Annotated in this window: 24 protein-coding genes; 10 read left to right on the top strand and 14 right to left on the bottom strand. The window is 64.7% G+C overall.

Features of this window, described 5'->3' with window-relative positions; translation table 11 throughout:
- Both V7E26_RS12400 and V7E26_RS12395 read left to right on the top strand, forming a co-directional pair.
- Positions 1–500 (top strand): ACT domain-containing protein (locus V7E26_RS12400; RefSeq protein WP_324416206.1); only part of this gene is annotated, 500 nt, incomplete at its 5' end.
- Between the two features lie 193 nt (positions 501–693).
- Positions 694–2376: a mucoidy inhibitor MuiA family protein gene (locus V7E26_RS12395; RefSeq protein WP_324416204.1), complete on the top strand. Its 1683-nt coding sequence runs from the start codon at positions 694–696 to the stop codon at positions 2374–2376.
- Between the two features lie 56 nt (positions 2377–2432).
- Here V7E26_RS12395 and V7E26_RS12390 read toward each other — a convergent pair whose 3' ends face one another.
- The 6 genes from V7E26_RS12390 to V7E26_RS12365 all read right to left on the bottom strand — a co-directional run bounded on the left by V7E26_RS12390 (position 2433) and on the right by V7E26_RS12365 (position 7829).
- Positions 2433–3119 carry a CBS domain-containing protein gene (locus V7E26_RS12390; protein WP_324416202.1) on the bottom strand — a complete coding sequence of 229 codons (687 nt, stop codon included), beginning with the start codon at positions 3117–3119 and terminating at the stop codon, positions 2433–2435.
- Between the two features lie 185 nt (positions 3120–3304).
- Positions 3305–4657 carry an esterase-like activity of phytase family protein gene (locus V7E26_RS12385; RefSeq protein WP_324416200.1) on the bottom strand — a complete coding sequence of 451 codons (1353 nt, stop codon included), beginning with the start codon at positions 4655–4657 and terminating at the stop codon, positions 3305–3307.
- Between the two features lie 109 nt (positions 4658–4766).
- Positions 4767–5573 (bottom strand): heme ABC transporter ATP-binding protein, encoded by an 807-nt coding sequence (locus tag V7E26_RS12380; protein WP_324416198.1) that lies wholly within the window; start codon positions 5571–5573, stop codon positions 4767–4769.
- On the bottom strand, positions 5570–6661 hold the full coding sequence (locus tag V7E26_RS12375; RefSeq protein WP_324416197.1) for a FecCD family ABC transporter permease: 1092 nt from the start codon (positions 6659–6661) through the stop codon (positions 5570–5572). Before V7E26_RS12375 ends, V7E26_RS12380 begins: the two co-directional genes overlap by 4 nt.
- On the bottom strand, positions 6658–7611 hold the full coding sequence (locus V7E26_RS12370) for a heme/hemin ABC transporter substrate-binding protein (RefSeq protein WP_324416195.1): 954 nt from the start codon (positions 7609–7611) through the stop codon (positions 6658–6660). Before V7E26_RS12370 ends, V7E26_RS12375 begins: the two co-directional genes overlap by 4 nt.
- 20 nt (positions 7612–7631) lie before the next feature.
- Entirely contained in the window at positions 7632–7829 is a 198-nt protein-coding gene (locus V7E26_RS12365; RefSeq protein WP_324416193.1) for a hemin uptake protein HemP, read from the bottom strand.
- 261 nt (positions 7830–8090) lie between these two features.
- Between V7E26_RS12365 and V7E26_RS12360 the strand changes: the two genes are divergently transcribed.
- From V7E26_RS12360 to V7E26_RS12335, 6 genes are all read left to right on the top strand, one after another.
- Positions 8091–10457, top strand: a complete 2367-nt coding sequence (locus V7E26_RS12360; RefSeq protein WP_324416191.1) for a TonB-dependent hemoglobin/transferrin/lactoferrin family receptor — start codon at positions 8091–8093, stop codon at positions 10455–10457.
- A gap of 149 nt (positions 10458–10606) precedes the next feature.
- Positions 10607–10942 carry an antibiotic biosynthesis monooxygenase family protein gene (locus V7E26_RS12355; protein ID WP_324416189.1) on the top strand — a complete coding sequence of 112 codons (336 nt, stop codon included), beginning with the start codon at positions 10607–10609 and terminating at the stop codon, positions 10940–10942.
- Positions 10943–10953: 11 nt separating this feature from the next.
- Entirely contained in the window at positions 10954–11469 is a 516-nt protein-coding gene (hutX, locus tag V7E26_RS12350; RefSeq protein WP_324416187.1) for a heme utilization cystosolic carrier protein HutX, read from the top strand.
- Between the two features lie 31 nt (positions 11470–11500).
- A complete protein-coding gene (gene exbB, locus V7E26_RS12345; protein WP_324416185.1) occupies positions 11501–12286 on the top strand; it encodes a tonB-system energizer ExbB in 786 nt (261 codons plus the stop codon).
- Positions 12287–12290: 4 nt separating this feature from the next.
- Positions 12291–12734: a TonB system transport protein ExbD gene (exbD, locus tag V7E26_RS12340; protein ID WP_324416183.1), complete on the top strand. Its 444-nt coding sequence runs from the start codon at positions 12291–12293 to the stop codon at positions 12732–12734.
- A 4-nt stretch (positions 12735–12738) separates the two neighbouring features.
- Positions 12739–13572 (top strand): energy transducer TonB, encoded by an 834-nt coding sequence (locus V7E26_RS12335; RefSeq protein WP_324416181.1) that lies wholly within the window; start codon positions 12739–12741, stop codon positions 13570–13572.
- Between the two features lie 68 nt (positions 13573–13640).
- Here the strand turns inward: V7E26_RS12335 and V7E26_RS12330 are convergent, their stop codons facing one another.
- The 4 genes from V7E26_RS12330 to V7E26_RS12315 all read right to left on the bottom strand — a co-directional run bounded on the left by V7E26_RS12330 (position 13641) and on the right by V7E26_RS12315 (position 18177).
- Positions 13641–14543, bottom strand: coding sequence for a carbohydrate ABC transporter permease (locus tag V7E26_RS12330; protein ID WP_324416179.1), 903 nt, complete (start codon positions 14541–14543; stop codon positions 13641–13643).
- Positions 14536–15492 carry a carbohydrate ABC transporter permease gene (locus V7E26_RS12325; RefSeq protein ID WP_324416177.1) on the bottom strand — a complete coding sequence of 319 codons (957 nt, stop codon included), beginning with the start codon at positions 15490–15492 and terminating at the stop codon, positions 14536–14538. The genes V7E26_RS12330 and V7E26_RS12325 overlap by 8 nt, the downstream gene beginning before the upstream one ends.
- Positions 15493–15625: 133 nt before the next feature.
- The gene (locus V7E26_RS12320; protein ID WP_324416175.1) at positions 15626–16972 is read right to left on the bottom strand and encodes an ABC transporter substrate-binding protein; all 1347 of its coding nucleotides are present in this window, start codon (positions 16970–16972) and stop codon (positions 15626–15628) included.
- 161 nt (positions 16973–17133) lie between these two features.
- A complete protein-coding gene (locus V7E26_RS12315) occupies positions 17134–18177 on the bottom strand; it encodes a C-terminal binding protein (RefSeq protein ID WP_324416173.1) in 1044 nt (347 codons plus the stop codon).
- A gap of 244 nt (positions 18178–18421) precedes the next feature.
- Here V7E26_RS12315 and V7E26_RS12310 point away from each other — a divergent pair, with 244 nt between their 5' ends.
- Positions 18422–20107 (top strand): methyl-accepting chemotaxis protein, encoded by a 1686-nt coding sequence (locus V7E26_RS12310; protein ID WP_324416171.1) that lies wholly within the window; start codon positions 18422–18424, stop codon positions 20105–20107.
- 281 nt (positions 20108–20388) lie between these two features.
- Positions 20389–20739 carry a hypothetical protein gene (locus tag V7E26_RS12305; RefSeq protein WP_324416169.1) on the top strand — a complete coding sequence of 117 codons (351 nt, stop codon included), beginning with the start codon at positions 20389–20391 and terminating at the stop codon, positions 20737–20739.
- 120 nt (positions 20740–20859) lie between these two features.
- On the opposite strand, the gene V7E26_RS12300 is transcribed toward V7E26_RS12305, so the two are convergent.
- The 4 genes from V7E26_RS12300 to V7E26_RS12285 form a co-directional block, all read right to left on the bottom strand.
- Complete coding sequence (locus V7E26_RS12300) at positions 20860–21591, bottom strand: substrate-binding periplasmic protein (RefSeq protein WP_324416167.1); 732 nt, start codon at positions 21589–21591, stop codon at positions 20860–20862.
- 67 nt (positions 21592–21658) lie between these two features.
- Positions 21659–22009 carry a c-type cytochrome gene (locus V7E26_RS12295; protein ID WP_324416165.1) on the bottom strand — a complete coding sequence of 117 codons (351 nt, stop codon included), beginning with the start codon at positions 22007–22009 and terminating at the stop codon, positions 21659–21661.
- Between the two features lie 111 nt (positions 22010–22120).
- On the bottom strand, positions 22121–23845 hold the full coding sequence (locus V7E26_RS12290; protein ID WP_324416163.1) for a pyrroloquinoline quinone-dependent dehydrogenase: 1725 nt from the start codon (positions 23843–23845) through the stop codon (positions 22121–22123).
- 515 nt (positions 23846–24360) lie between these two features.
- A complete protein-coding gene (locus V7E26_RS12285) occupies positions 24361–25287 on the bottom strand; it encodes a Bug family tripartite tricarboxylate transporter substrate binding protein (RefSeq protein ID WP_324416208.1) in 927 nt (308 codons plus the stop codon).
- Positions 25288–25407: the final 120 nt, after the last annotated feature.

Below are 25407 nucleotides of genomic sequence, written 5' to 3'. Positions count from 1 at the left end.
TGAAGATCAAGGCGATCACCTCGGCGGTGCTGTCGGGCCTGCTGCGGCCGATGCTCGGCGAAGTCAACGTGGTCTCCGCGCCTGTCGTCGCCAAGGAGCGCGGCATGGTGGTCGACGAGATCGTGCGCGCTTCGCAGAGCGATTATGAAAGCCTGATCACCGTCACCGTCGTCACCGAGCGGCAGGAACGTTCGGTGTCGGGCACCGTCTATCACGACGGCAAGCCGCGGCTGGTCGACATCAAGGGCATCCGCGTCGATGCCGAGTTCGGCAAGTCGATGATCTACGTCACCAACGAAGACAAGCCCGGTTTCATCGGCAGCTTCGCCGGCCTGCTCGGCGACGCCAAAATCAACATCGCCACCTTCCATCTCGGCCGCGTCAAGCAGGGCGGCGACGCCATCGCGCTGGTCGAGATCGACGGCCCGGTGCCGGCCGACGTGGTCAGCAAGGTGCGGGCGCTGCCGCAGGTGAAGCAGGCCAAGGCGCTGGTGTTCTAAATAGGCCGCTGGTGTCGTAAAGCCGGCAAGAAGCTTGAGCAAGCCTCGACGGAGTCGAGGCTTGCTCAAGCTTCTTGCCGCGATCTTGCCGCAAATTCCGGTCGAACCCGTTTCTCCCTCGCTGCGTCTCATGACCTGGGATGGTCGGCCGTTTTCGCGCGCCGCCATCAGGCGAACAGTTCAGGAGAAGCCCATGCGATTGATTGCGAACAGTTTTTGGACGGCGAGCCTTCTCGTGCTGACGGCGCTGGCCGGCGGGGCGCGGGCGGCCGAACTGCCGGCCAGTTCGGCGGTCGATGCCGTCACCGTCTATCCCGACGGCGCCAGTGTCACGCGCCTCGTCACGCTCGACCTGCCGGCCGGCGAGAATTCAGCGGTGCTGAAGGATTTTCCGCTGACGCTCGATCCATCCTCGCTCCGCGTCGAAGGCGAGGCGGGCGCCAGGCTGACGATCGGCGCGATCGATGCCAGGCCGCCGCGCGCGGCGCCGCCGTTCAACCTGCCTGAACTCGACAAGCGCATCGAGGCGCTGAAGGACGAGCGGACCAACCTGCAGGGCGCGATCGATGCGGCCAACGCACGGCGCAAATTCGCCGAGCGGTTTGCCGATGCTTCTCCCGCGGGCATCGGAGACAAGGGTGAGGCGCGACCGATCGCGGAATGGCGTGCGGCGTTTGCCGCGGTCGGCGAGGAAATCGCCAGCGCCGATGCCGCGATCCGTGATGCGCAGCGCAAGCAGCGCGAAATCGACCGCGAGATCGCCCGCCTCGAGCAGGACCGGGCGCAGAAGCCGCCGAGCAAGCTGGAAGTGCGGATCGAGCTGGCAGCCGTTGCCGCGACCAAGGCGACGCTGCGCGTGACCTACGCGGTGCGCAACGCGCGCTGGACTCCGCTTTATGACGCCCGGCTCGACACCGGCGCCCGGGATCGCAAGCCAGCGCTCGAACTGGTGCGCCGCGCCGAGATCACGCAGTCGACCGGCGAAGACTGGTCCGACGTCGCGCTCAGCGTCTCCACCGTGCGCACCGCGCGCGGCGGCAGCGCGCCGGAGTTGAAGTCGCTCGTCGTTCAATATCCGCAACTACCGCGTCCGATGGCGGCGGGGGCCGCCTCCGATAGTGCAATGCCTGCTGCAGCACCGCCTCCGGACAGGCTAAGGCAGTTTCGCTTCACTGGAGGAAGGAGCGATGAGCCCGTGATGGAGAAGGCGGCCGAGCAGCAGGCCGCGGTTGATGTCAGCGGCTTCCAGGTCGTGTTCAAGATTCCCGGCCGCGTCAGCCTTGGCGCCAGCGAAGGGGCCAAGAGCCTGCGTGTCTCCAGTGCGGCCATCGCGCCGGATCTCGCCGTCCGCGCGGCGCCCGTGCTGGATCCGACCACGTTCCTCGAAGCGAGCTTCAAGCAGAGCGAGGACGCGCCGCTATTGCCGGGCCGGGTCTCGATCTATCGCGACGGCGTCTTCGTCGGACGCGGCCAGATGGCGGCTGCCGCCAAGGACGAGACGGTGCGGCTCGGCTTCGGCGCCGACGACAAGATCAAGGTCGAACGCACCGTGCTCAAGCGCAACGAGGGATCGGCCGGCCTGCTCGTGACGACGTCGAAGACCGACGAGCGCGCGTTCAAGACCACCGTGCGCAACGGCCACGACTTCCCGATTCGGGTCGCGATCGAGGACCAGTTGCCGGTCAGCGAGAACGAGGAGATCCAGGTCGAAATGCTGCCGTCGACGACGCCGCCGAGCACCAGCAACATCCGCGACAGGCGCGGCGTGCTGGAATGGGCGTTCGAGGCCAAGGCCGGCGAGGTCAGGGACATCAGCTTCGCCTGGCGCATCCGCTGGCCCAAGGACAAGGGCGTCGTGATGGTGCCGGCGGGCTGAGCCCGCGAGGAGGATGATGGCGGCAGCCGGAATAGCAATCCGGCTTCCGCCGACCTCTAGGCCCAGCCTGCGCTCCGGTACACGACCATGTTGTCATGGACAGCGGTGACACCGGGCGTGGATTCTGCCGCAACCTTTATCGCCTTTCGCTCAGTCTCCGATTCCGCGAGGCCCCAGAGATCGACGATACCGTTGGAGACCGTGACGTTCAGCAGCCCCGTGTGGGCCCACGCTTCCCGCTTCAGGTTGGCGAGGATGCGGTCGCGGATCGCCTTGTCCGTGGGGGCTACGTCGAGCAACTGGCGTGCGCTAGCCACGGCCTGAAGCAGATTGGCCCTGCTGACGATGCCGACCAGTTGGCCGTTCTCCAGAATCGGCAATCTCCTGATCGCGTTCTTCTCCATCAGGGCGGCGACCTCGTGGAGCGGCATGCCTGGAGAGGCTGTGATGACATCCCGGGTCATGACGTCCGAGACCTTGCGGCTGTGAGATTTGATGTATTCGTCCGCCAGGACCTGATCGTGGACCAATGCCCGAAGCCACCACGAGCGGTGACGCTCCGTGCCTGCCTCGACGCGGTGCAGCAGATCGCCTTCGCTGACAATGCCGACAAGCTTGCCCTTGCCGTCCAGCACCGGAACTGCGCTGATCTGTTTTTCCAGGAAGAGCTTTGCAACCTCCTGCACGGAGGCGGAGGGCTCGACGGTAATGACCGGGGCAACCATGACGTCGCGGACCAGCATGGCACTTCTCCTTATCAACGGATCTTCATCGAAGACCCGGGTAGGGCCCCTGTCGTTGATTCAGGTCAAGGTTGCCGCGGCTGAGCGCCCGGCGGCCGGCACCGCAATGGCGGGCTCCCCTTCGCCCTCTCCCAGCGAAAGAGCGGGGAGAGGGAGTGGAGCAGGGAGAGCAGACGCAACGAGCGTCACTTTGCCTTCAGGAATTCGCCCACTTCCAGCAGCACGAACTCGTTGTCGTCGGCCTTGTTGGGATCGCGGCTCGACGAGAACGGCAGGTTGTTGTCGTTGCCGACGATGATGTGGGTCGCGTCGACGCGATCGACGTTCTCGATGGTGAAGAACGGGAAGGTCAGCACGCCGTCATTGAGCGGCTTCCTCGCCTTCTTGTCGGGGTCGCTGATCTTCATCAGGTCGATATAGGCGATCTTGCGCACCGGCTTGCCGACATTGGCGTCGGAGAGTTCGATCTTGTAGACGCGCTTAAATTTGGCGAGGTCAGGGAAGCAGTTCTCGCCGCGCTGGCCGGCCGGGCAGGCCTTGTCGGCGGTGCCCTCGCCATTGTCGCGCTCGATGATCAGGCCGCTCGTCGGGTCGATCATGTTGAAATCGCCGATCGCATTGCCGTTCTGCTCGAACACGTAGTTCCAGTAGCGGCCGGTGAATTTTTCAGCCGCGACGTCGAATTCGAGGATGCGCGAGGCTTCCTTGCCGTCGACCTTTTCCCAGTCCTTCTTCTCGCCGTCCCACAGCGGGCCCTCGAGCAGGCCGTACAGGAACTTGCCGTCCTTGGAGGCGGCAAAGCCTTCATAGCCCTTGGAGCGGCGCAGATTGACCGTGGTGTAGCTCGCGCCCGGCGCCGCCGGCGACTGCACCGACCAGTGGTCCGGCGAGCGCACCGGCTTGCCGTCGGCGGTGGTTTCGATCACCGCGAGGATCTTGCCTGATTTGTCGGCCTTCAGCACATAGGGGCCGAACTCGTCGCCGATCCAGAAGGTGTCGCCGATGATCTGAAAACCTTCGGTGTCGAAATCGGCGCCGGTGAGATAGCGCCTGGCCGTATCCTCATGCACGATGCGGAACGGCACCTTCTTGTCGGGGTCGTGCAGGAACACGGTTTCCTGCCGCTCGATCTTGCCGCTGGCCCAGTCGATCTTGTGCCGGTTGAGATAGAGCATCGAGTCGGCCGAGTTGTAGCGCGAGCCCATGCCGTTGTCGGTGAGCACCCAGAACGAACCGTCCGCCATCACCTTGATGCCGGAATGGCCCTGCAGCGGCTGGCCCTTGAACGGCAGCGACACGCCGGTCGGGCGCTCATAGGATTTGCCCATCACGCTGCCTGTAGCGTCGACGCGCTTGCCGCTGGTGTATTTTCCCGCGGTCTTGAGATCGGCGGGCGCATCGGCGGGCGCCTCGATGAAGCTCTCGGCCGGCAGCACGGCATGGCCCTTCAGCGTGGCGGGAAATTCGCCTTCCCCTTGAGCGAAGGCGGCGCCTGCCAGAAAGATGGACGCGACAGAACAGAGCAACGAAACGCGCATGGCGGATCTCCTTAAGTAGTGACGATGCGCCTGTCTTGCGGAGCGGCTGTTACAGTCGGCTGACAGTTCTGTGAAGGACCGATGACGCCGTGGGATAAGGGTTGCGGCGTTATGCCGTCGGCGCGCTGGCCGGCCGCATGGTCTGCGGCAGCAGGAACGGCACGCCCTGGTCGGTGTAGTCGATCCGTACATCCACTTCGAAGATCCGGCGGATGGTCTCGGCGGTAACAGCCTCGGCGCGGCCCCCGTCGACGGCGAGCCGTCCCCGGTGCAGGAGCACGATGCGATCGGCGAAACGCATCGCGAGATTGAGATCGTGCAGCACGGCGATCACGGCCGTGCCGTTCTGCGCGCGCCGCTTCGCCGTTTCGACGAGATCGATCTGATGGCGCATGTCGAGGCTGGAAGTCGGCTCGTCGAGCAGGAGCAGTCCCGGGCCGTGCTGCGCCTCGCCGCAGGCAAGCTGAACCAGCACGCGGGCGAAATGCGCGCGCTGCTGCTCGCCGCCGGAGAGCGTCGGCAACTGCCGCTGGCCGAAATGCGTCAGGTCGACCTCGATGAGCGCGGCATCGACCAGCCGTTGCGCCGATGCGCGGCCGCTGTCGCCAGCGCCCATATGGACGATTTCCTCGACCGTGAACGGGAAGGTGACGTTGACATGCTGCGACAGCATCGCGCGGTGATGGGCGAGAAGCCGCGGCGGATAGGCATCGATATCGCGCTGCTTCAGCGCGACGCGGCCCTTGGTCGGGCGGAGATCGCCCGACAGCATTCGCAGCAGCGTCGATTTGCCGGCGCCGTTGGGGCCGACGATCGCGACCATTTCGCCGGGCTGGACGCTGAGATCGACATCGTCGACCAGCGTGGCGCCGCCGATCGTCATCGAGGCCGACCGCGCTTCGAGCAGCGCGGTCACAGCGACACCAGGCCGCGCTGGCGGAGCAGCATGACGAGGAAGAACGGCGCGCCGACCGCCGCCGTCAGGATGCCGATCGGCATGTCGGCGGGCGCGACGATGGTGCGCGCCAGCGTATCGGCTCCTGTCAGCAGCACCGCGCCGAGCAGCATGGAGGAGGGCAGCAGCAGCCGGTGCGCCGGTCCGATCACCAGCCGCAGCAGGTGCGGCACCACGATGCCGACAAAGCCGACGACGCCGCAGACCGAAACCGCCACGCCCGTCATCGCCGACACCAGCACGATCGAGATGCGCTTGAGCCGCTCGACGTCGACGCCGCTGTGAAATGCTTCGGCCTCGCCAAGGACGAGAACATCGAGGCCGCGCGCGATCAGGACGCAGGCGATCGCAGCCACGCCCAGCACCGGCGCCAGCGTGACGAGCTTCGCTCCGGTCGCGCCGCTGAGCGAGCCGAGCATCCAGAACGTGATGTCGCGGAGCTGGCGGTCGTCGGCGATGAACACGAGCAGCCCGATGCCGGCATTGGCGATGGCGGCAATGGCAATGCCGGCCAGCAGGAAGATCGCAATCGAGGTCCGCCCGCCGCGGCTCGCGATCGAATAGAGGAGGATCGTCGTCAGCAGCGATCCGGCGAAGGCCGCGATCGGCAATAGCTGATGCTGCATGAAGCGGACGCTCTGGCCGATCTGGCTGTCGGTGAAGACGATGGCGGCTGCCGCCGCCAGTGCGCCGCCGGAGGAGACACCAACCAGCGCGGGGTCGGCGAGGGGATTACGGAACAGCCCCTGCATGATGGCGCCCGACGCCGCGAGCAGGGCGCCGACCATCGCCGCTGCGCCGATCCGTGGAATCCGGATCGACCACAGCACGAGCTGGTCGCGCACAAGGCTCGGTCCTGCCGACACATCGCTCCACAGGCCGAGCGCGGCCGGCAACCGGCCAAGCGGAATTCCCGCCGCGCCCACCGTGAGCGCGACCAGGGCCGCGCCGGCAAGCGCGGCGAAAAGGCACAGCAGGGTCAGCGTAGCGGGCGGCCGCAATGCATAGCCGCCGCGGCGCCTTGCGCCGGCCCCGGCGAGTGCGGTCATCGCCGGCAATCGGCGGCCAGGACCGCCGGCTTGAACTTCTCCGCCTGCGGCGCCAGCGCCGGATAGAGCTTGACCGAAAGATCGCGCGCGGCAGCCGCCGTGCGCGGGCCGAAGCCAAGCAGATAAAGGCCGTCCATGGAGATGAAGGCCTTGTTGGCCGCGGCGGGGGTCAGCGCGAAGGCGGGATGGAGGTAGACGGCTTCCGCATCCACCGATTCGTTGCCACGCTGGATCGACAGCACCACGTCGGGCTTCGCCGCGACGATCGCCTCGTCGTTGATGAATTTGTAGCCCTCATAGCCGTCGATCGCATTGGCGCCGCCGGCAAGCGCGATGATTTCGTTCGCGGCGGTGTTCCTGCCCGCGGCCATTGCGCGGCCGTTCAACAGCGAGATCACGAACATGACGCGCACCGGCCTGGTTACCCTGGCGCGCAGCTCGCGCAGTTGAGCGAGATCATCGGTGACTGCGGCAGTCAGGCATTCGGCGCGCTTGTCCGCCCCCATCGCGTGGCCAACCAGCTTGATCTTCTCGACGAGGCCCGCTTCCGAAAAGATTTCGGGCACCAGCACCAACGGCACCTTGGCAGCCTCCAGCACGTCCATGGTTTCCTTCGGCCCCGATCCCTGCGCCGCGAGCACCAGCGAGGGATTGAGCCCGAGCACGCCCTCGGCCGAAAGCTGGCGCATGTAGCCGACATTCGGCTTGTCGCGCAGCGCCGCGGCCGGATAGAGGCTCGTCGAGTCCACGCCGGCGAGGCGATCCTCGAATCCCAGCGCGTAGAGAATTTCGGTGATCGCGCCGCCGATCGAGACGATGCGCGCCGGATCGCCAATGGCGACGTCGCGGTTGCGCGCATCATGCACGGTGATGCCCGCAGCCAGCGCTGCGCCGCCGAGCAGCAAGCAACATGCGGCGGCCGACCATGCGGGCGTGCGACAAATTGTCATTGCAGGTCTCATCCGATCGATCACTTGGTCAGGATCAGCTTGTTCTGCGACGTCAGCCGCAGGCGATAAGTATCCTCGCCATGCGCGATGATAATCTCGCGCTCGGTCGCGAACAGCTCGCGGCTATCGATCCGATTCCCCTTGACCACAAGCGATCTGGCTGCAGAAGCGGCAGCGCCGGCCGGTGTCCGGGCGTTGTCTCCAGTTGTTGCGGACATCTCGTTGGTGGCGCCCCGAAAGCATGTGTGATGGGCCATATTTGTACAGTTGCGATGCGCCGCAATCCAACCGTGGCAATTTACAATAGCTGTAAAGTACCATGTGCGCTTCTTGACCGCCCGGAACCTGCCACGTAACCAAGCATGAGATGATGCCGGCGAAATGCCCGCATCCGGAATGTGGTAGCCAGCAAGCAGCTCGCGAATTGCGCGCAGCGCCCGCCAGCCAAACCCAAGAGCAGATATCAGGGTCGGGGTTGTATGGCTGACGGGGCTAGGATTTCGTGCGCCCTCCTGTTGGGCGCGTCGGTGTTTTCAATTGCGTTGCTGGCCGGGGAAGCCGGCAACGCGCAGACGGCGGATACGCAGAGCGCAAGCGGCGCGTCGGAGCGGCAGAAGCAGTCGCGGCGCAAGCCGGCGAAGCCGCCGCAGGATCGAGAGGCAAGCGCGCCGGTGATGAATGCGCGGGCGCAGATCGGAGCTGCGCCGGTGCAGTCGCTCGATACGATCACGGTGGCGGCTTCGAGGACCGAAGAGCGTGCGATCGACGCGCTGGCGCCGGTCAGCGTGGTGACGCTCGAGCAGATCCAGGGCCGTCAGGCCAGCACGCTCGGCGGACTTCTCTACAATATTCCCGGCGTCTGGGTGCAGGATCGTGGCGACGAGCCGTCGACCTCGATCAACATTCGCGGCCTGCAGGATTTCGGTCGCGTCGCCGTGGTGGTCGATGGCGCCCGGCAGAACTATCAGCGCACCGGCCATTTCGCGAACGGTTCATTCTTCCTCAACCCCGAACTGGTCTCCAGCATCGACATCGTGCGCGGCCCCACCGCCAACATCTATGGTTCGGGCGCGATCGGCGGCGTCGCATCGTTCCGCACCAAGGACATCGATGACGTCGTTCGTCCGGGCGAGCGTTGGGGTGTCGACGCCAAGACCATACTTGGCACCAATCAGGGACGCGCCCTCGGATCGGTGTTCGGCGGTGTCCATGTCACACCGAATGTGGATTTCTTTGCCGGCGGCACCTACAGCACGCAGGAGAGCTACAAGGACGGCACCGGCTTCGAAGTCGCCAACACCGGGAACCGGCTCAGTGCCGGCATCGCCAAGGTGACGGTGCGTCCCGCGGACGGACATGAAGTCAAGCTCGGCACCGTATTCCAGGAAGACATCTACAATGTGGGCCAGCCGCCGCGCCGCGCCGGCGATCCCAATTCGACCAACCCGAACGGGACCAATAACCTCAACGGCACGTCGATCTATCATAGCAACGTGAAGAACTACACGACGACGCTCGGCTGGAAATATTCGCAGCCGGACGACAAGGTGTTCGACTGGGATGCGAAGGTCTACTGGAATCGCACCGAGAACGATCAGATCAAGACGTTCCACACCAGCACGACGCCATCCGCGTTCTGTGGCGGCGTGCCGGGCAATGCGGTCTCCGGCTGTATCGGCGACAATCGCGGTTATCTGCTCGACACCGTCGGTGTCGACGTGCACAACACCTCGCGCTTCGAATATGCGGACTGGCGCCACGCGGTCACCTACGGGGTCGATGCGTTCCAGGACAGCGTGAAGACCGCCGACCTGCGCGGCACGTCGGATGTCACGACGCCGGGCGGAAAGCGCACGGTCTCCGGCGGGTTTGTGCAGTGGAAGGCGACCTACGGCACCCTGCTCGAGACCATCAGCGCGCTGCGTTACGACAATTACAGCCTCGAATCGGGTGCCACGTCTTCGGGCGGCGACCGGCTGTCGCCGAAGATCACGGTCGCCCTGATGCCGGTGGCTGTGGTGACGCCCTATGCCAGCTATGCCGAGGGCTACCGCGCGCCGTCGATCACGGAGACGCTGGTCAGCGGCCCGCACGCCGGCGCCACGGCCTTCGATTCATTCTTCCGCTGCCCGTCGGGCACGCCAGGCCCCGGCGCGGACTCGACCTTCTGCTTCCTGCCCAATCCGAACCTGCGTCCGGAGGTCGGCAAGAACAAGGAAATCGGATTCAACATCAGGAAGAACGACCTGTTCATCGGCGGCGACAGCTTCCGCGGCAAGATCAACTTCTTCCGCAATGACATCTCCGATTTCATCGACCAGGTGGCCTTCGGCACGCCACACCCGGTGTTCGGCGCGCTGCCCTTCCTGCAGTATCAGAACGTCGCCGAGGCGCGAATCCAGGGTTTTGAGGCCGAGACGATGTATGACGCCGGCCTGTGGTACGCGGGCATCTCCGGCTCCTTCCAGGACGGCAAGAACCTGAAGACGGGGTTTGGGCTATACAGCGTGCCGCCGCAGAAGATCACGACGACGGCCGGCGTCCGGCTGCTCGATCGAACGCTGATTCTTTCCATGATGTGGACGTCGGCGATCGCCAACAATAACCTTCCTCCGAACTACACGCCGGCAACGTCGTACGATCTCGTCAATCTCTATCTGCAGTACCAGCCGACGCGGGATCTCACGTTCAATTTCTCGGTCGAGAACCTTCTCAATCAGTATTATCGGCCCTACGCTATTCCGGTCGGGAGCACCGGCGACACCCAGAACGACGTCAAATGGGCCAGCGCCGCCGCTGGAATCGTCTTCAAGGGCGGCCTCAGATATCACTTCGGAGGAACCTGACACGACGAAGCGCGGTCTCGCGCGAGACCTTCACCTCCAGGCACCGGGCCGCGCTGATGCTCCAGCGCGGCTTCGGTGCATCCATGTTTTCAACCAACTCGAGCGGTACGCCAGGCGCACCCCAGCCACCAAGCCAAAGGAGATTTCAGATGTTTATCGCGATGAACCGGTTCCAGGTGAAGATTGGCTCCGAGGCGGCCTTCGAGCATGTCTGGCGCTCGCGCGAATCCTATCTCGGCAGCATGGCGGGCTTCGTCGAGTTTCATCTGCTCAAGGGCCCCGTCGCCGAGGATCACACGCTGTACTCCTCGCACACGGTCTGGGTGGACAAGGCGGCGTTCGAAGCCTGGACCCGTTCGGAAGAATTCCGCCGCGCGCATGCCCGCGCCGACAACAAGACCGGCGAGAGCCTCTATCTCGGCCATCCCAAGTTCGAGGGCTTTGAGGTGATCCTGAGCGAGCGCAAGTCCAGCGCCGCCGCCTGAGGAGGGCTGTCATGTTGAGTACGGATCTCGCCGATCTCAAGGCGCATATGGCTGAGAATCCCGGCGCCGTCATCGAGGACGTCGCGCGCGAGCGAAAGGTCACGCCGCGCGCCGTGCTGGAGGCGCTGCCGGAGACGATGGTGCGTTTCGGCGCCGGCACCGAGTTCGGCGCCGCGATGAACGAAGTCGCGCAATGGGGCGAGGTGACGCTGATCGTGCACACCGACGATGCGATCTTCGAGTTCACCGGCAGCGTGCCGGCCGGCGAGGTCGGCCGCGGCTATTTCAACCTGATGCAGCCGAAGGGCTTGCACGGCCATCTGCGTCATGAGCGCTGCGCGGCGATCGCCCTTGTCGAGCGTCCCTTCATGGGCAAATCGTCGGCCTTCATCGCCTTCATCAATGTCGACGGCGGCATCATGTTCAAGGTGTTCGTCGGCCGCGACGAGCAGCGCGCACTGCGCAGCGATCAGTTGCAGCGCTTTCATGCGTTGGGCGAAAGGATCGCGGCCGCCCGTGCGGCGTAGTGCGATCAGTAAGTCAGCCCGGGAGACGACCATGCAGCCAAGAGTGCTGGACGTTATGATCCGCTGGTGCGGCGCGGCCGGCCTGGCCCTCCTGCCGGGAGCCGCGTTCGCCGCCACCGACACGGCGCTGCTGCCGCGCAACCTGTCGCCCTGGAACATGTTCGTGAATGCGGACCTTGTGGTGCAGGCGGTGATGGTGGGGCTCGCCTTCGCCTCGCTGGTGACGTGGACGATCTGGCTCGCCAAGACGATCGAGATCCGCCGCAAGACGACGACTGCCAGGCGCCGCCTCGGCATGCTGGAAGCCGATACGGTGCTCGCCAGGGCCGAGCAGGAAACCCGCGGCGGCCACGATGCCGTGGCGCAGATCATCCAGTCGGCGGCGCGCGAGGCCAGCCTTTCCGGCGGCCATTTCGACGATGGGCTGAAGGAGCGGGTCGCGCTGCGGCTGGAGCGGGTGGAGGCGGCGATGTCGCGGCAGATCGCGCGCGGCACCGGCGTGCTCGCAACCATCGGCGCCACCGCGCCGTTCGTCGGCCTGTTCGGCACGGTCTGGGGCATCATGAATTCGTTCATCGGCATTTCCGAAGCCAAGACCACCAATCTTGCGGTCGTCGCGCCCGGTATCGCCGAGGCCCTGCTCGCGACCGCGCTCGGTCTGGTCGCGGCGATCCCGGCGGTCGTGATCTATAACCATCTGACCCGCACCATTGCAGCGCATCGCGCGCTGCTCGGCGACGCCTCGGCGCTGGTGCTGCTCCTGATCAGCCGTGAGGGCGACCGCGGCGCATTCCGCCTGGCGCGCGCTGCGGAGTAGGGCGATGGGCGCAAAGCTCGGGCAAACCATCGGCGGACGGGGGCGCGGCGGGGGTGACAACCTTGTCGAGGCGCACGAGATCAACGTCACGCCGTTCATCGACGTGATGCTGGTGCTGCTGATCATCTTCATGGTCGCCGCCCCGCTCGCAACCGTTGATCTCGGCGTCGATCTGCCCGCCAGCGCGGTCGAGCCGTCGCCGCGTCCGGACCAGCCGGTCTTCGTCACCGTGAAGCCGGATCTCTCGGTCGCGGTCGGCGAGGACGTGATCGCGCGCGATGTGCTGACCTCGACGCTCGACAGCGCCACGCACGGCAAGAAGGACGAGCGGATCTTTCTGCGCGCCGACAAGGCCGTCAGCTACGGCGACCTGATGGAGGTGATGAACCTCTTGCGCAATGCCGGCTATCTCAAGATCGCGCTGGTCGGCCTCGACGGCCGTAGCTGATCCCATGAATGCGTTCGCGCTCCATGATGTCTCCGATCACGCCACCATCCGGCGCTGGGGCGTGTCGGCGGTCGCGATCCTGGCAGCGCACGCCGCGTTGATCGCGTTCGGGATCAACTGGGTGACGCAACGGCCGCTGCCCGGCGTCTCGCTGCCGGTCATCATGGTCGACATGGCGCCGGTCTCGGCCGCACCGCAGCCGACGCAGATGGACCTCGCGCCGGGACCCGTCATGCAGCAGGCCGATGCCTCGCCGCCGCCCGAGGCGGCGCAGCAGGAGGTCGTGCAGGAAGAGATCGCGCCGACACCGCCGCAGGAAGAGCCCGAGGTCGTCGCGCCGCCGGAGCAGAAGAGCGAGCCGACGCCGCCGAAGCCGGAGCCGGTCAAGGTCGAGCCCGAGAAGAAGCCCGCGCCGGTAAAGCCCAAAGTGGTGCGCGCGGAAGCGAAGAAGCCGACCGACGCGCCGCCGGCGCCACGCACCACGGCTTCCCCGAAGGCCGAGCGCCGGGCCCCCGCCGCATCGGCCGCCAGCGCCGGCGCGTTGGCCGCGGCGCTCGCTTCCTACCGGCAGATGGTCGCCGCCCATCTGCAGCGCTTCAAGCAGTACCCGCCCGCCGCCAAGGCGGCCGGCCAGCAGGGCACCGCGCGGGTGAGTTTTACGCTGAGCCGGAGCGGCGGCGTGATGTCGGTCAGCCTCGGCGGCTCATCCGGCCATGCGGCGCTGGACGCCGAAACGGTCGCGATGGTGCGCCGCGCCCAGCCGTTTCCCGCGTTTCCGGCCGACGTGAAGCAGTCCTCGATGCCGTTCAGCGCGCCGGTGGCGTTTTATATCAGGTAGGTTGCAGCGGAGCCTCCGCGGCGCAGCTGCACTCCCTCTCCCGCAAGCGGGAGAGGTGACTCCGAGCCCTACTCCTTCACCGCGCCGGTCAGCGACGACACGTAGTAATCCACGAACAGCGAGTAGAACAGCGCGACCGGCAGCGAGCCGAGCAGCGAGCCGGCCATCAGCGCGCCCCACTGGTAGACGTCGCCGGTGACGAGCTCGGTGAGGATCGCTACCGGCACCGTCTTGTTGGCACCGCTCTGGATGAAGGCGAGCGCGTAGATGAACTCGTTCCACGACAGCGTGAAGGAGAAAATGCCGGCCGAGATCAGGCCGGGCACCGCGAGCGGCAGCGTGATCCGCCACAGGATCTGCAGCCGCGTCGCGCCGTCGACCAGCGCGCATTCCTCGAGCTCATAGGGGATCGACTTGAAATAGCCGATCAGGAGCCAGGTGCAGAACGGCACCAGGAAGGTCGGGTAGACCAGGATCAGCGCCAACGGCGAGTCGAACAGGCCGAACTGCACGATCACGGTGGCGAGCGGAATGAACAGGATCGAGGGCGGCACCAGATAGGCGAGATAGATGCCGAGCCCGACATAGGGGCTGCCGCGGAAGCGCAGCCGTTCGATCGCGTAGGCGGCGAGCGTCGAGGCGAACAGCGAAAGGAAGGTCGAGCAGACCGCCACGATCATCGTGGTCTTCAGCCAGGTCGGATAGGCCGTGTTGAACAGCAGGTGCTTGATGTGCGCCAGCGTCGGCGAGGTGATCCAGAACGGATTGTGATCCTTGAAGTTCAGCAGTTCCGCGTTCGGTTTGAACGAGGTGATCGCCATCCAGTAGAACGGGAACAGCAGGATCAGCACGAAGCAGGACAGCGGCAGGTAGATCATCATGACCCGCCGCGCGCGCGAATCCCACGACATGGTGTCCGGCGTGGCGCTGGCAACGTTGCTGTTGCCCGGTGAGGCGGCGACGTCAGTCATTGGCTTCTCCCTGCTGCCATTTGCGGCGCGCGAGGCCGAAGTAGCTGAACAACGTCGCGAACACGAGGAACGGGATCATCGACACCGCGATCGCCGCGCCTTCGCCGAGCTCGCCGCCGGCGATGCCGCGCTGGAAGGCGAGCGTCGCCAGCAGGTGGGTGGAGTTGACAGGGCCGCCGCGGGTGATGGCGTAGACGAGCTGGAAGTCGGTGAAGGTGAAGATGATCGAGAACGTCATCACGATCGCCAGGATCGGCATCATCATCGGCAGGGTGATGTAGCGGAAGCGCTGCCAGGCGGTGGCGCCGTCGAGCATCGCGGCCTCATAGAGCGAAGGCGAGATGGTCTGCAGGCCCGCGAGCAGCGAGATCGCGACAAAGGGAATGCCGCGCCAGATATTGGCGACAATCAGCGAGAAGCGCGCCGCCCAGGGCGTGCCGAGGAAATCGACGTTGGTGGTCCGGACATGCAGCACGTCGACCAGCAGATAGGAGATGATCGAGAACTGCGGATCGTAGATCCACCAGAATGCCAGCGCGGACAGCACCGTCGGAACGATCCAGGGCAGGAGCACGATGGCGCGAAGCAGGCTCTTGAGCGGAAAATGGTTGTTGAGCAGCAGCGCCAGCCAGAAGCCAAGCGCGAATTTCCCGAAGGTCGCGACCGCGGTGTAGAAGACGCTGTAGAACACTGCGCCCCACCACAGGGGGTCAGTAAACAGATACTGGAAATTCTCAAAGCCGACGAAAACGCCGCTCCGGCCGATCGTGGTGTCGGTGAAGGCGAGCCAGACGCCGAGACCGAGCGGATAGGTGAGGAACACCGCGAGCAGCCCGATCGCGGGCGTCAGGCACATCACGATCAGGAACGGCTTGTAGTCGAGCAGGCGTGCGATCCAGCTTGGTTGCCGGGTCGCCACGACGCGCGATGGTAGTGTGGTTACAGACATTGAATGCTTGCCATGCTCAGGACTTTCAGGTCATTCCGGGGCGATGCGAGGCATCGAACCCGGAATCTCGAGATTCCGGGTCTGGTGCTTACGCACCATCCCGGAATGACGACATATCGATAGACGGCCGCTCTTACCGGTTCTGCCGCCGGAAGTACCGCTTGCAGCGCTGCTCTGCTTCCGCGGCTGCGGCTTCGGGCGTCGCCGCACCCGTCGCGACCGAGGCGAACATCTGCACCGTCACGTAGTCCGCGTTCACGGCCCCGGTCGCAGTCGAGATCGGACCCTTATAGCCGTTGTAATAGGGACTGTTCATGCTGTTCTTGAAGATCTTGACCTTGGGATCTTCGGACCAGACCTTGGCCTCGGCATAGGCCGCCAGCGGTTGGGCCCAGTAGCCCGAGTTGGCATTGAGCCACGGCTCGTACTGGTCTTTTTCCAGCATGTATTGCAGGAACGCCTTGGCGGCGTTGGGATACTGGCTGTGCTTGAACACCATGGCGTTCAGCGTAAGTCCGGCCATTGGCGAGGTCTTAGCCAGGCCCTTCGGCAGCAACTGATGCTCGCTGTCGTCGGCGATTGCCTTGGTGGCGGGGTCGTTCTTCAGCGAGAAGTACAGCGAGACGCCGTTGGCGGTCAGCGAGATTTCCTGCGCGGAGTAGGCGCGGTTGTTGCTGACGTCGTTCCAGGACGGCGTGCCGGCGATGAAGGTTGGGTACAGTTCCTTGACCCAGTTCAGCGCGGCGATCGTTTCCTTGCTGTTGATGGTGACGTTGCCATCCTCGTCAAGCAGGGATGCGTTATGCGACCACAGCGCCCAGTTGGCGAAGCCGTTGCCGTCGCCGACGGCATTGCCGAGCGCGAAGCCGGCCGGCTTGCCGGCCTTCTGCAGCTTGCGGCACAGGTCCACAATGCCGGCATGGTCCTCTGGCACCTTGTCGAAACCGACCGATTGCAGAACCGACTTGCGGTAGATCAGGGGGCCCGCGGTGGCGCCGAACGGCAAACCAATCCAGGCGTCGCTCTTGTTCTTCTTGCCGTATTTCTGCGCCAGCGGCAGCCAGCCACCATAGCGCTTGCCGAGATAGTCGGCCACATCGGTCAGTTCGATCAGCTTGTCGATATAGATATGCGGCGCGTCGGAGAAGCCGATGATGATGTCGGGGCCGGCGCCGGAGTTCGAGGTCACCGCGGTCTGCTGGTTGATGTCTTCCCAGCCGACGAAGTCGACCTTGACCTCGACGCCGGTTTCCTTGGTGAACTTGGCGGCGTTGGCGCGGAACACGTCCTCGTCGGCCTGCACGAAGCGCACCGGGCGCAGCATGCGCAAGCTGGCGCCTTTCTCGATCGCGAATTTGGGAGCCGGAACGTCGGCAGCCTTGATGGTGGATGCGGTCTGGGCCGAAGCGCCGGTCGCCGCCAGCGCGGCGGCGGAAACGCCCAGAGCCAACGCGTCACGGCGGGTGATGTTGGTCGTCATAGTGAGACTTCCCCCTTTTTTCTTGTTCCCGACGTTTCACCGCCGGTGAACCCATAGCCTTCGATTCCAGCGGGAACCGCGGGCTTTTCGCCTCTGTTCTTGTTTACGTCATGCGGACGCGGACCGTTTTCCGCTTCGTCCGAAGGCGCGTTCTTGCCGTCCTAGCTGTTCGGACCGCGATCCATGCTGACAGGCTGCCAGCGGCGGAGCGCGGTGCCTTGCAGCACCGACGGATTGACACAGCTTACCGGCCACATGCCCGACAGGACCAGTGACAATTCGTAGCCTACGCGGCGCTTGCGCGCTTCGTCAAAACGTGCCGATGCAGAGGCCACATGCGCCGTCAGCGTGACGTTCTCCATCGACAGTATCGGGTTGTTGTGGGACGGCGGCTCCTTTTCGAGCACGTCGAGCGCGGCGTGCGCGATCCAGCCCTCCTGCAGCGCCTTGACCAGCGATTCCTCGTCCACGGTGGCGCCGCGGCCGGTATTGATGAAGACGGCGGACTTTTTCATCTGCCGGAAATGCTTCTCGGTCAGCATGTGATGCACCTCGGGCCGCGCCGGGGCGTGCATCGAGACGAAGTCCGACTGCTGCAGCACCTCGTTCAGCGTCGAGGGGATCACGCCGTGGTCGTACATCAGCGTTTCCTGGATGAAGGGGTCGTAGGCCATCATGCGCAGCCCGAACGGCGCGGCGCGCTTGGCGACCGCGCGCGCCACCCGGCCGAACGAGATGAAGCCGAGCGTCTGGCCCATCAGCCGCGGGATTTTCAACAGCGCAGGGCGGCCTTCCGACCAGCGCCCGGTGCGCACCATCTTGTCCTGCTCGACGAGGCGCCGGAAGCCCGCCAGCAGCAGCATCATGGCGTGGTCGGCGACCTCCTCGATGAAGGTGTCGGGGATGTTGGTGACGGGAATGCCGCGCGCGGTGGCGGCCTTGACGTCGACGCTGTCGACGCCGACGCTACCGAGCGTGATCACCTTGCAGTTTTCCAGCGCGTCGATGACCGTCTTGGTGATCGGCATGCCCTTGGCGTAGATGGCGTCCGCGGTCCTGGCGGCGGCGATGAATTCGGCCTCGTTGGCCGGCGCCTCGATGATTTCGGCCCCGATCGGGTCGAGCGCCTCCTTCTCGTAATCGTAACCGCCGCCGGCGACCGTGAAACTCGCGCCCTTCGGCGTGACGATCCTGAATTTCGGCATTTCCTGCTCTCCCGATTAATCTTCGGTGTTGGTTGCAGGGCGGCGGGCGCCGCCCGTTTTCTTTGACGTGACTTCCCCTTTTACGCGACCCGATCGACATTCGCTACAATCATCGGTTGCTTTATTGAACAAAAACACGGGCTTACAGGGCTGTTCGTAACAAAGCGCTAAAGGGTCTCACGATACCGTCAGCCAAATCAATCGGCCAAATCGCGTGCCAAGTGCCCAATTGCGGAGACCTCCCGTGAAGCTGACCAATCTCAAGATCACCCCCAAGCTCGGCATACTCGTGGGCATGACCCTGATCGGCCTGTGCCTGGCCGGCGCGCTTGCGGGCTATCTGATGCAGCGGGAGATGCTCAATGCGCGGATCGAGCAGACCAGGGCGATCGTCGACATGGCGCGCAACATGGCGCTCGGGCTGCAGAAGCAGGTTGCCGCGGGGCAGATGACCAAGGATCAGGCGATCGCCGAGTTCAGCAAGCGCGGCAATACGCTGACCTTCGACAACGGCAATGGCTACGTGTTCGCCTACACCATGGACGGCGTCGCCGTGCTGGCCCCGGTTCCGAGCCAGATCGGCCAGAACCGCATGGACGTCGACACCGGCGGGCGCAAGCTGGTGCGCGAGCTGCGCGACGGCATCGCGGCCAACGGCGAAATCATGCTGCGCTATGAATTCCGCAAACCCGGACAGGACGACCTGATTCGCAAATTCTCCTATGCGGTTCCGATACCGGGCTGGAACATGTTCGTCGGCACCGGCGCCTATCTCGACGACCTCGACGCCAAGATGAAACCGATCGCGGCGCTGCTCGGCCTGGCCGTGCTCGGCATTGGCCTGGTCGCCGGCAGCATCGCCTGGATGATCGGCCGCAGCATTTCCAGGCCGCTCGGCCAGCTCGGCGCCCGCATGCAGGATCTTGCCGAGGGCCGGCTCGACGGCGAAATCCCCGGCCTTGGCCGCGGCGACGAGATCGGAGCGATGGCCGCGACTGTCCAGATCTTCAAGGACAACGCGGTGCGCATGCGCGGACTCGAGACGAAGGAAGCCGAGGTGCAGGCGCGGGCCGAGGCCGAACGGCGGGCGGCGATGGAAAGCATCGCCGGCGATTTCGAACGCAGCGTCACCGGCATCGTCCGCTCGGTGTCGACGGCGGCGGCCGGCATGCAGACCACCGCGCAGTCGATGACCGCGACCGCCAGCGACGCCACCGCGCGCGCCGCAACCGTCGGCGCGGCGTCGCAGCGTTCCACGGATAATGTCGGCACGGTGGCCTCCGCCGCGGAGGAGCTTTCCAGCTCGGTGACGGAAATCTCGCGTCAGGTGACGCGCTCCGCCGAGATCGCCGCCAAGGCAGTCAGCGATGCCGAGCGCACCAACGCCACGGTCGGCGCGCTCTCGACCGGCGCCGAGAAGATAGGTGAAGTCGTCAAGCTGATCCATTCGATCGCCGCACAGACCAATCTGCTCGCGCTCAACGCCACCATCGAGGCGGCGCGCGCCGGCGATTCCGGCCGCGGCTTTGCGGTCGTCGCTTCCGAAGTGAAGGCGCTGGCCAACCAGACCGCCAAGGCGACCGAGGAGATTTCCTCGCAGGTCGCCGCCATGCAGGCTTCCACCAGCGAGGCGGTCGCCTCGATTGGCGGCATCACCGAAACCATCGCGCAGATGAGCGAGATCACGGTCTCGATCTCGACCGCGGTGGAGCAGCAGGGCGGCGCGACGCGGGAAATCGCCAGGAACATCCAGTCGGTGGCGGCGGGGTCGAACGAGATCTCCGCCCATATCGGCGGCGTCACCACCGCCGCCGAGGCGACCGGCCTGGCGGCCTCCGACGTGCTGGCAAGCGCCCGCGAACTCGACACCCAGTCCGGCATGCTGCGCAGCGCGGTCGACGATTTCCTGGTCAAGGTGAGGGCGGCATAGTCGCAAGCGGCAGTGGGGCGGAGCAGAGCAACGTGAAATGGTGGGCTGGCTGCGCGTTGCCCGTCTCCCACACTATCCGTCCGAGAGGCATTGTCGGCTATTCACAGTGGCAATCTGGCAACGCCAGATCTTCCACATCAAATCACAGTCCAATAGCTTTATTTTATAGGAGATTTTTCTTTCTACAATAATTGCAGCACCCTGCTTGACAATGGGACCAAACACTGGGCGCGAATAGCGACAAGCTTCAGCCGGAACTCTGTCGGCGTGATAATCGGGTAGTGACGCTGTCGCAAATCGTGCATCTCACCTTGCGTAGCGGGTTTGAACCGGACGCTAATTTTGCCAAGCAGCGCGCCGGCTGTTTGCCTGCGAATCGATCCCCTTCTCTCGACGCGAATGATCGTCGCGAAGCGCGTTGCGAAACGGAATGGGAAGAGAAGATGAAGTACAAAGATCGCATTAGCGAACGCGAGTATCACGACCGTCTCGAAGGTTTGCTGAAGAGCACTCTCAACGTGAATCTGCAGCCGCTGAGATCGCTCGATACGGCAACCAAAAAGCGGCGAGCTCAGAAGAAGGCGGTAACCGATTCCGGACTCTCGAAATCGACGAAGACGATTTCCGGCTAGCAAGCGGTAGGGCGGGCTCTTCGATTTGCCCGTCCTACAAACATTCCATCCATCATTGCGAGAAGCTCGCGACAAGATTGCGAAGCAATTTTGCGCTGAGGCGACGAAAAAATCCGCGCCTCACTGCGGAGATCGCAGCTCGATGCCGTAGCGGGCATAGATCCGTGCGATGGTGCCGTCCGCCAGCAGCGCCTCGATCGCCGCATCGACACGCTGCTGCAGCCTGTCGTCGGGGCGGAGCAGCCCCGCCGCAATATTCCAGTTCAGGTCCTGATCGCTTTCGAACGCCGGAATCACGCGCAACGGCTTGTCGGCGTGTTGCAGGTTGAACCAGCCGACCGTCATCGGCGTGACGGCGGCCGCCTCGATTTCGCGGTTGGCCAAGGCGGCGACAATATCGTCCTCGAACACGAATGGAGACGTGGCGGCGCCGCCCTTGGCGAGCGTCATGGAGACCAGCGAGCCGACCGGCACGCCCACCCGCTGATCGGAACCGAGATTGGCCAGCGATGACGCCTTTGAATCGCCGCGCACCGCGAGCACGACGCCGCTGCGATGATAAGGGCGTGAAGCGCGCACGCCGCCTGGGGGCGGCGTATCCTTGCGCGAGATGACGTCGAGCACGAGGTCACAATCCGCGCGGCGATACTGGATGGCGCTGACCACCCATTCCCGGGTCAGCTTGACGCCGAGTTGCTCGGCAATTTTCTCGCCGAGTTCGATCTGAAATCCGGGGACCGGCCCGTTCTTGCTCGCGAACGGCAGCGCGTTTGGGCTGGCGCAGAGCGTCAGCGCGCCGCGCTCGACGACGGTTTCCAGCGAGCGGCCGTCGGCCGCCGCATTCCAGAGCATCGATAGCGAGAGGCCTGCCGCATGCCACGCGAGCCGATGTCGCGGTCTTCGTGCCGCGGAAATCGCTCTAGTCATCGAGCCCTCGAATGTAAGCCAGGATCGCAATGATCTGGCCGTCCGTGAACACCGAACCATAGGCGGGCATGGCGCCGACCTTGCCCTTCTTGATACGCTCGATGATGTACTCGTCGCTGCGCTCGGACTTCGACAGTTTGGGACCCCTGCCCGCGTGGCGCCCGCCCTCCTGGTGACAAAAGCCGCAGGTGGTTGCGAACATCTGCCCGCCTTCGATGTCGTTCGGCGAGGCTTCGGCTTGCGGCTGCGGATTTCCGGCACCCGGCGAGGCGGACTGTTGGGCAAACGAGGGGACTGACAGCCAAGGCCAGGCGATGGCCAGGGTCGCGACGGCTAGAGACACTATTCGCATTCCGGCATCCGCATTCACCGCGACGTATTGACCGCCAGAGCGGCAATTTGGGGACCGGCAAGGGCGGCGGGGACAGATCGATCCCCGCCGCCCACGCCATCGTCATTGCCTGAGCGCGAAGACAACCAGCGCTCCGGTATTCTTCGGCATGCTCTTGAAGGGCTCGCCATAGAGCGCGACGAACTCGTCGGACACCAGGCTGCCCCAACCCGCCGGTACGGCAACGTACTGCTTGCCACCAGCCATGTAGCTGATGATGCCGGCGTTATGTCCCATGCCGTTGTTGCGCGACCACAGCTCTTCGCCGGTGTCCGCATTGTAGGCGTGCACGATGCCCTCGGAATCAGGCACGAATACCAGGTTGCCCGCGGTGGCGAGCACGCTGGCGAGCGGCGGCTGCTTGTAGGTCACTTCCCACTTCTTGGCGCCGGTCACGGGATCGCGGGCGCTGAGATGACCGCGGGCCGGCCCGTCCGGAGGCGGGATGAGCTTGAACGTGGCGCCGATGTTGAGCTGTGCCATCGGCTCCAGGATCGGCGTGGTCTTCTCGACGGTCAGCTCCATGCACCACTCCTGCCCGATCCGGTAGAACAGCCCGTTCTTGGGGCTGTAGGCGCCGGAGTTCCAGCTGATGCCTCCGGCGATCGCCGGGCACAATGGCGGATCAACCTTGCCTTCCGAGAGGTCGCGGCGACCGACCAGTTCGCCGGTCTTCGGATCGATGCTCTTGACGAAGTTGATGTTCTTCACGAGCGGCCAGACGTTCTCGATCTTGGCGTTGGAACGGTCGTAGACGAAGATGTATCCGCTCTTGTTGGCGTGCACGACGAGCTTCTTGCCGCCGCGGTCGATCATGACGAATTCGCCGACCGAAGAGTCGAAGTCCCAGGCATCGTGCGGCAGCTCCTGATGGTAGAATTTGAGTTTGCCGTTATCGGGGTCGAGCGCGATGACCGACGTGGTGTAGAGATTCTCGCCCGGCCGCGGTCCGCTCTTCTTCCAGTCCGTGCCGCCCCAATCGTAGAGTGGCGCCGGGTTGGCCGTGCCCCACCACAGCGTATTGGTTTCCGGGTCATAGGTTCCGGGCATCCAGCCGCCGCCGCCGCCGGTTCGCCAGGAGTCGCCGCCCCAGGTCGCCTTGGCCTCTTCGGTCCCGGCGACCGTGAAGAACTCCCATTTCTTTTGTCCGGTCTTGCTGTCGACGCCGAAAATCGGTCCGCGATGGGGCCATTCGCCGCCCTGCGCGCCGATGATCACCATGTCCTTCACCATCAGCGGCGCGCCGGTGAAGCCGACGGTCATTCGCTTGGAATCCAGCAGCTTGGTGTCCCAAGCCTGCTTGCCGGTCTTCAGATCGAGCGCGATCAGGCGCCCGTCGACCGTGCCGATATAGAGATTGCCGTTTCCGATCGCGATGCCGCGGTTGTACGGCGAGTGCGTCTGCTTGGCGACCAACTCCTCATCGAGTTCCGGCGCAAAGGACCAGATTGTCCTGCCGGTCGCGCCGTCCAGCGCCCAGACGCGACTGTAGGAGCCCGAATAATACAGCACGCCGTCAAGCGCGAGGGGCGTCGACTGAATGCCGCGGGTGGCGCGTTCCGGAAAATGCATCCACGCGATTTCGAGATTCTTGACGTTGCCGGTATTGATCTGGTCGAGGCCGCTGTAGTGGTAGGACTTGTAGGTGCCGTGGTGCGTCGGCCAGTCTTTCTGGGCCGCCTCGGCATTCAGCGCCGCGGCGTCCTGGGCGCGCGTCGGCGAGACAGTGACCAGGGCGGCGACCGCCAGCGCGGCGCAGCCGACCAGATATCGTTCTTGGAAAGCCATCTGTATCCTCCCCTTGTCGTTTGTTTGGTGGGCCGAATTTTTCGTCGCGACCCTTGCAGGATGTTCTGGCGTCAAGTCCTCAGGGGTCGGGAGTTCGAGATAGGTGGCATGGACCGGTAGGACTGCCGTCGTGAAACGGCAGCATGTCCTGTCGCCCGAGCGAGAAGCGGACGGAGGTTCGGGCGAAGGATTTCTTGTCGAGGAGGGCGCCATTCACGGCGTGGCGGCACATGCGGTCGCTATCAGGGCTTGCCTGCCCCGTGCTGCCCCCGGCAATGTCGGTGCAGTGCACCATGACACGTCCCTCGATGCCGCATCCATTTAGTGACCGGATTGTTGTTTTTTTATGGAGTGCCGGCCGGCGGTGGCAACCTTGGGCTGAGGTTACGGTCGAAGCCGACACGCTGCGCGGTCGGCGCGGCGCGAGCTTCGCGCGGCCTTAACGGTCGTCATGCCCGGGCAAAAGCGCGAAGGACAAGCCCGGGCCATGACGGGGAGAGAGCTGTGGCTCCCCCTTACTGCTTCTCGATTCCGGCGTCCGCGATCAGCTTCTCCCACAGCACCAGCTGCTCTTTCAGGAATGCATCAAATTCTTCCGGCGTGCCCGAGAACGCTTCCATGCCGCGCTCGGCGAGTTGGTTCTTGATATCGGGACGCTCGATGATCTTGCGGATCTCCGCGTTCAATCTGACGACGATGTCCTTCGGCATGTTGGCCGGGCCGAGATAGCCCTGCCACGACGTGATGTCGAAACCCTTCACCGTGTCGTCCATGGTAGGCAAGTGCGGCAACAGGGCCGAAGGCTTCCTGGTGGTGACCGCCAGCGCCTTCAGCGCCTTGGCGTTGACATGCGGCAGGCCGGTCGGGACGTCGATGAACATCATCGAGACGCGGCCGGCGATGACGTCGGTCAACGCCGGCGGCGAGCTCTTGTAGGGGACGTGAAGCAGATCGATGCCGGCGAGACGGGCGAAGGTTGCGCCCGAGACGATCGCCGAGGAGCTGCCGCTGGCGTAGGAGTATTTGCCGGGCTCCTTCTTGGCGAGCGCGATCAACTCGGCCACGGAATTCGCCGGAATGTCCGGATGGATCACCAGCATGAAGGGCAGGTCGCCGGTCCGCGCGATCGGCGTGAAGTCCTTGACCGGATCGTAGGTCATGTTCTTCAGGAGATACGGATTGGCCGAATGCGTCGTGTTGGTGGTCACGAACAGCGTGTAGCCGTCCGCCGGCGAGCGCGCGACATAGCTGGCGGCGATCGAGCCGTTGGCGCCGGCCTTGTTCTCGATCACGGTGCTGACGCCGAGCGCGGTGCCGAGTTCTTTGCCGATCAGGCGCGTGGTGGTGTCGGTGCCGCTGCCGGCGGCAAACGGCAGCACCAGCGTGATGTTGCGGTTCGGGTAGGGCGCCTGCGCGGCCGCCGTGGCGATCATCGCCAGCATCAGGGGGGCCGCAGCAGTGACGTGCCGGTACCGTTTCCATAACGCGAACATGTAGTCGTTTCCTCGTTGTTCTTATGTTGAAATCGCCGGCAAGCTAGCCTGCCGGGGGACAAAGTGGAA

The sequence above is a fragment of the Bradyrhizobium sp. genome, from assembly GCF_036735945.1.
In the GTDB taxonomy this organism is placed as follows: domain Bacteria; phylum Pseudomonadota; class Alphaproteobacteria; order Rhizobiales; family Xanthobacteraceae; genus Bradyrhizobium.
Note: the sequence above shows the minus strand (reverse complement) of the source record. Positions and strands in the feature narration are given on the sequence as shown.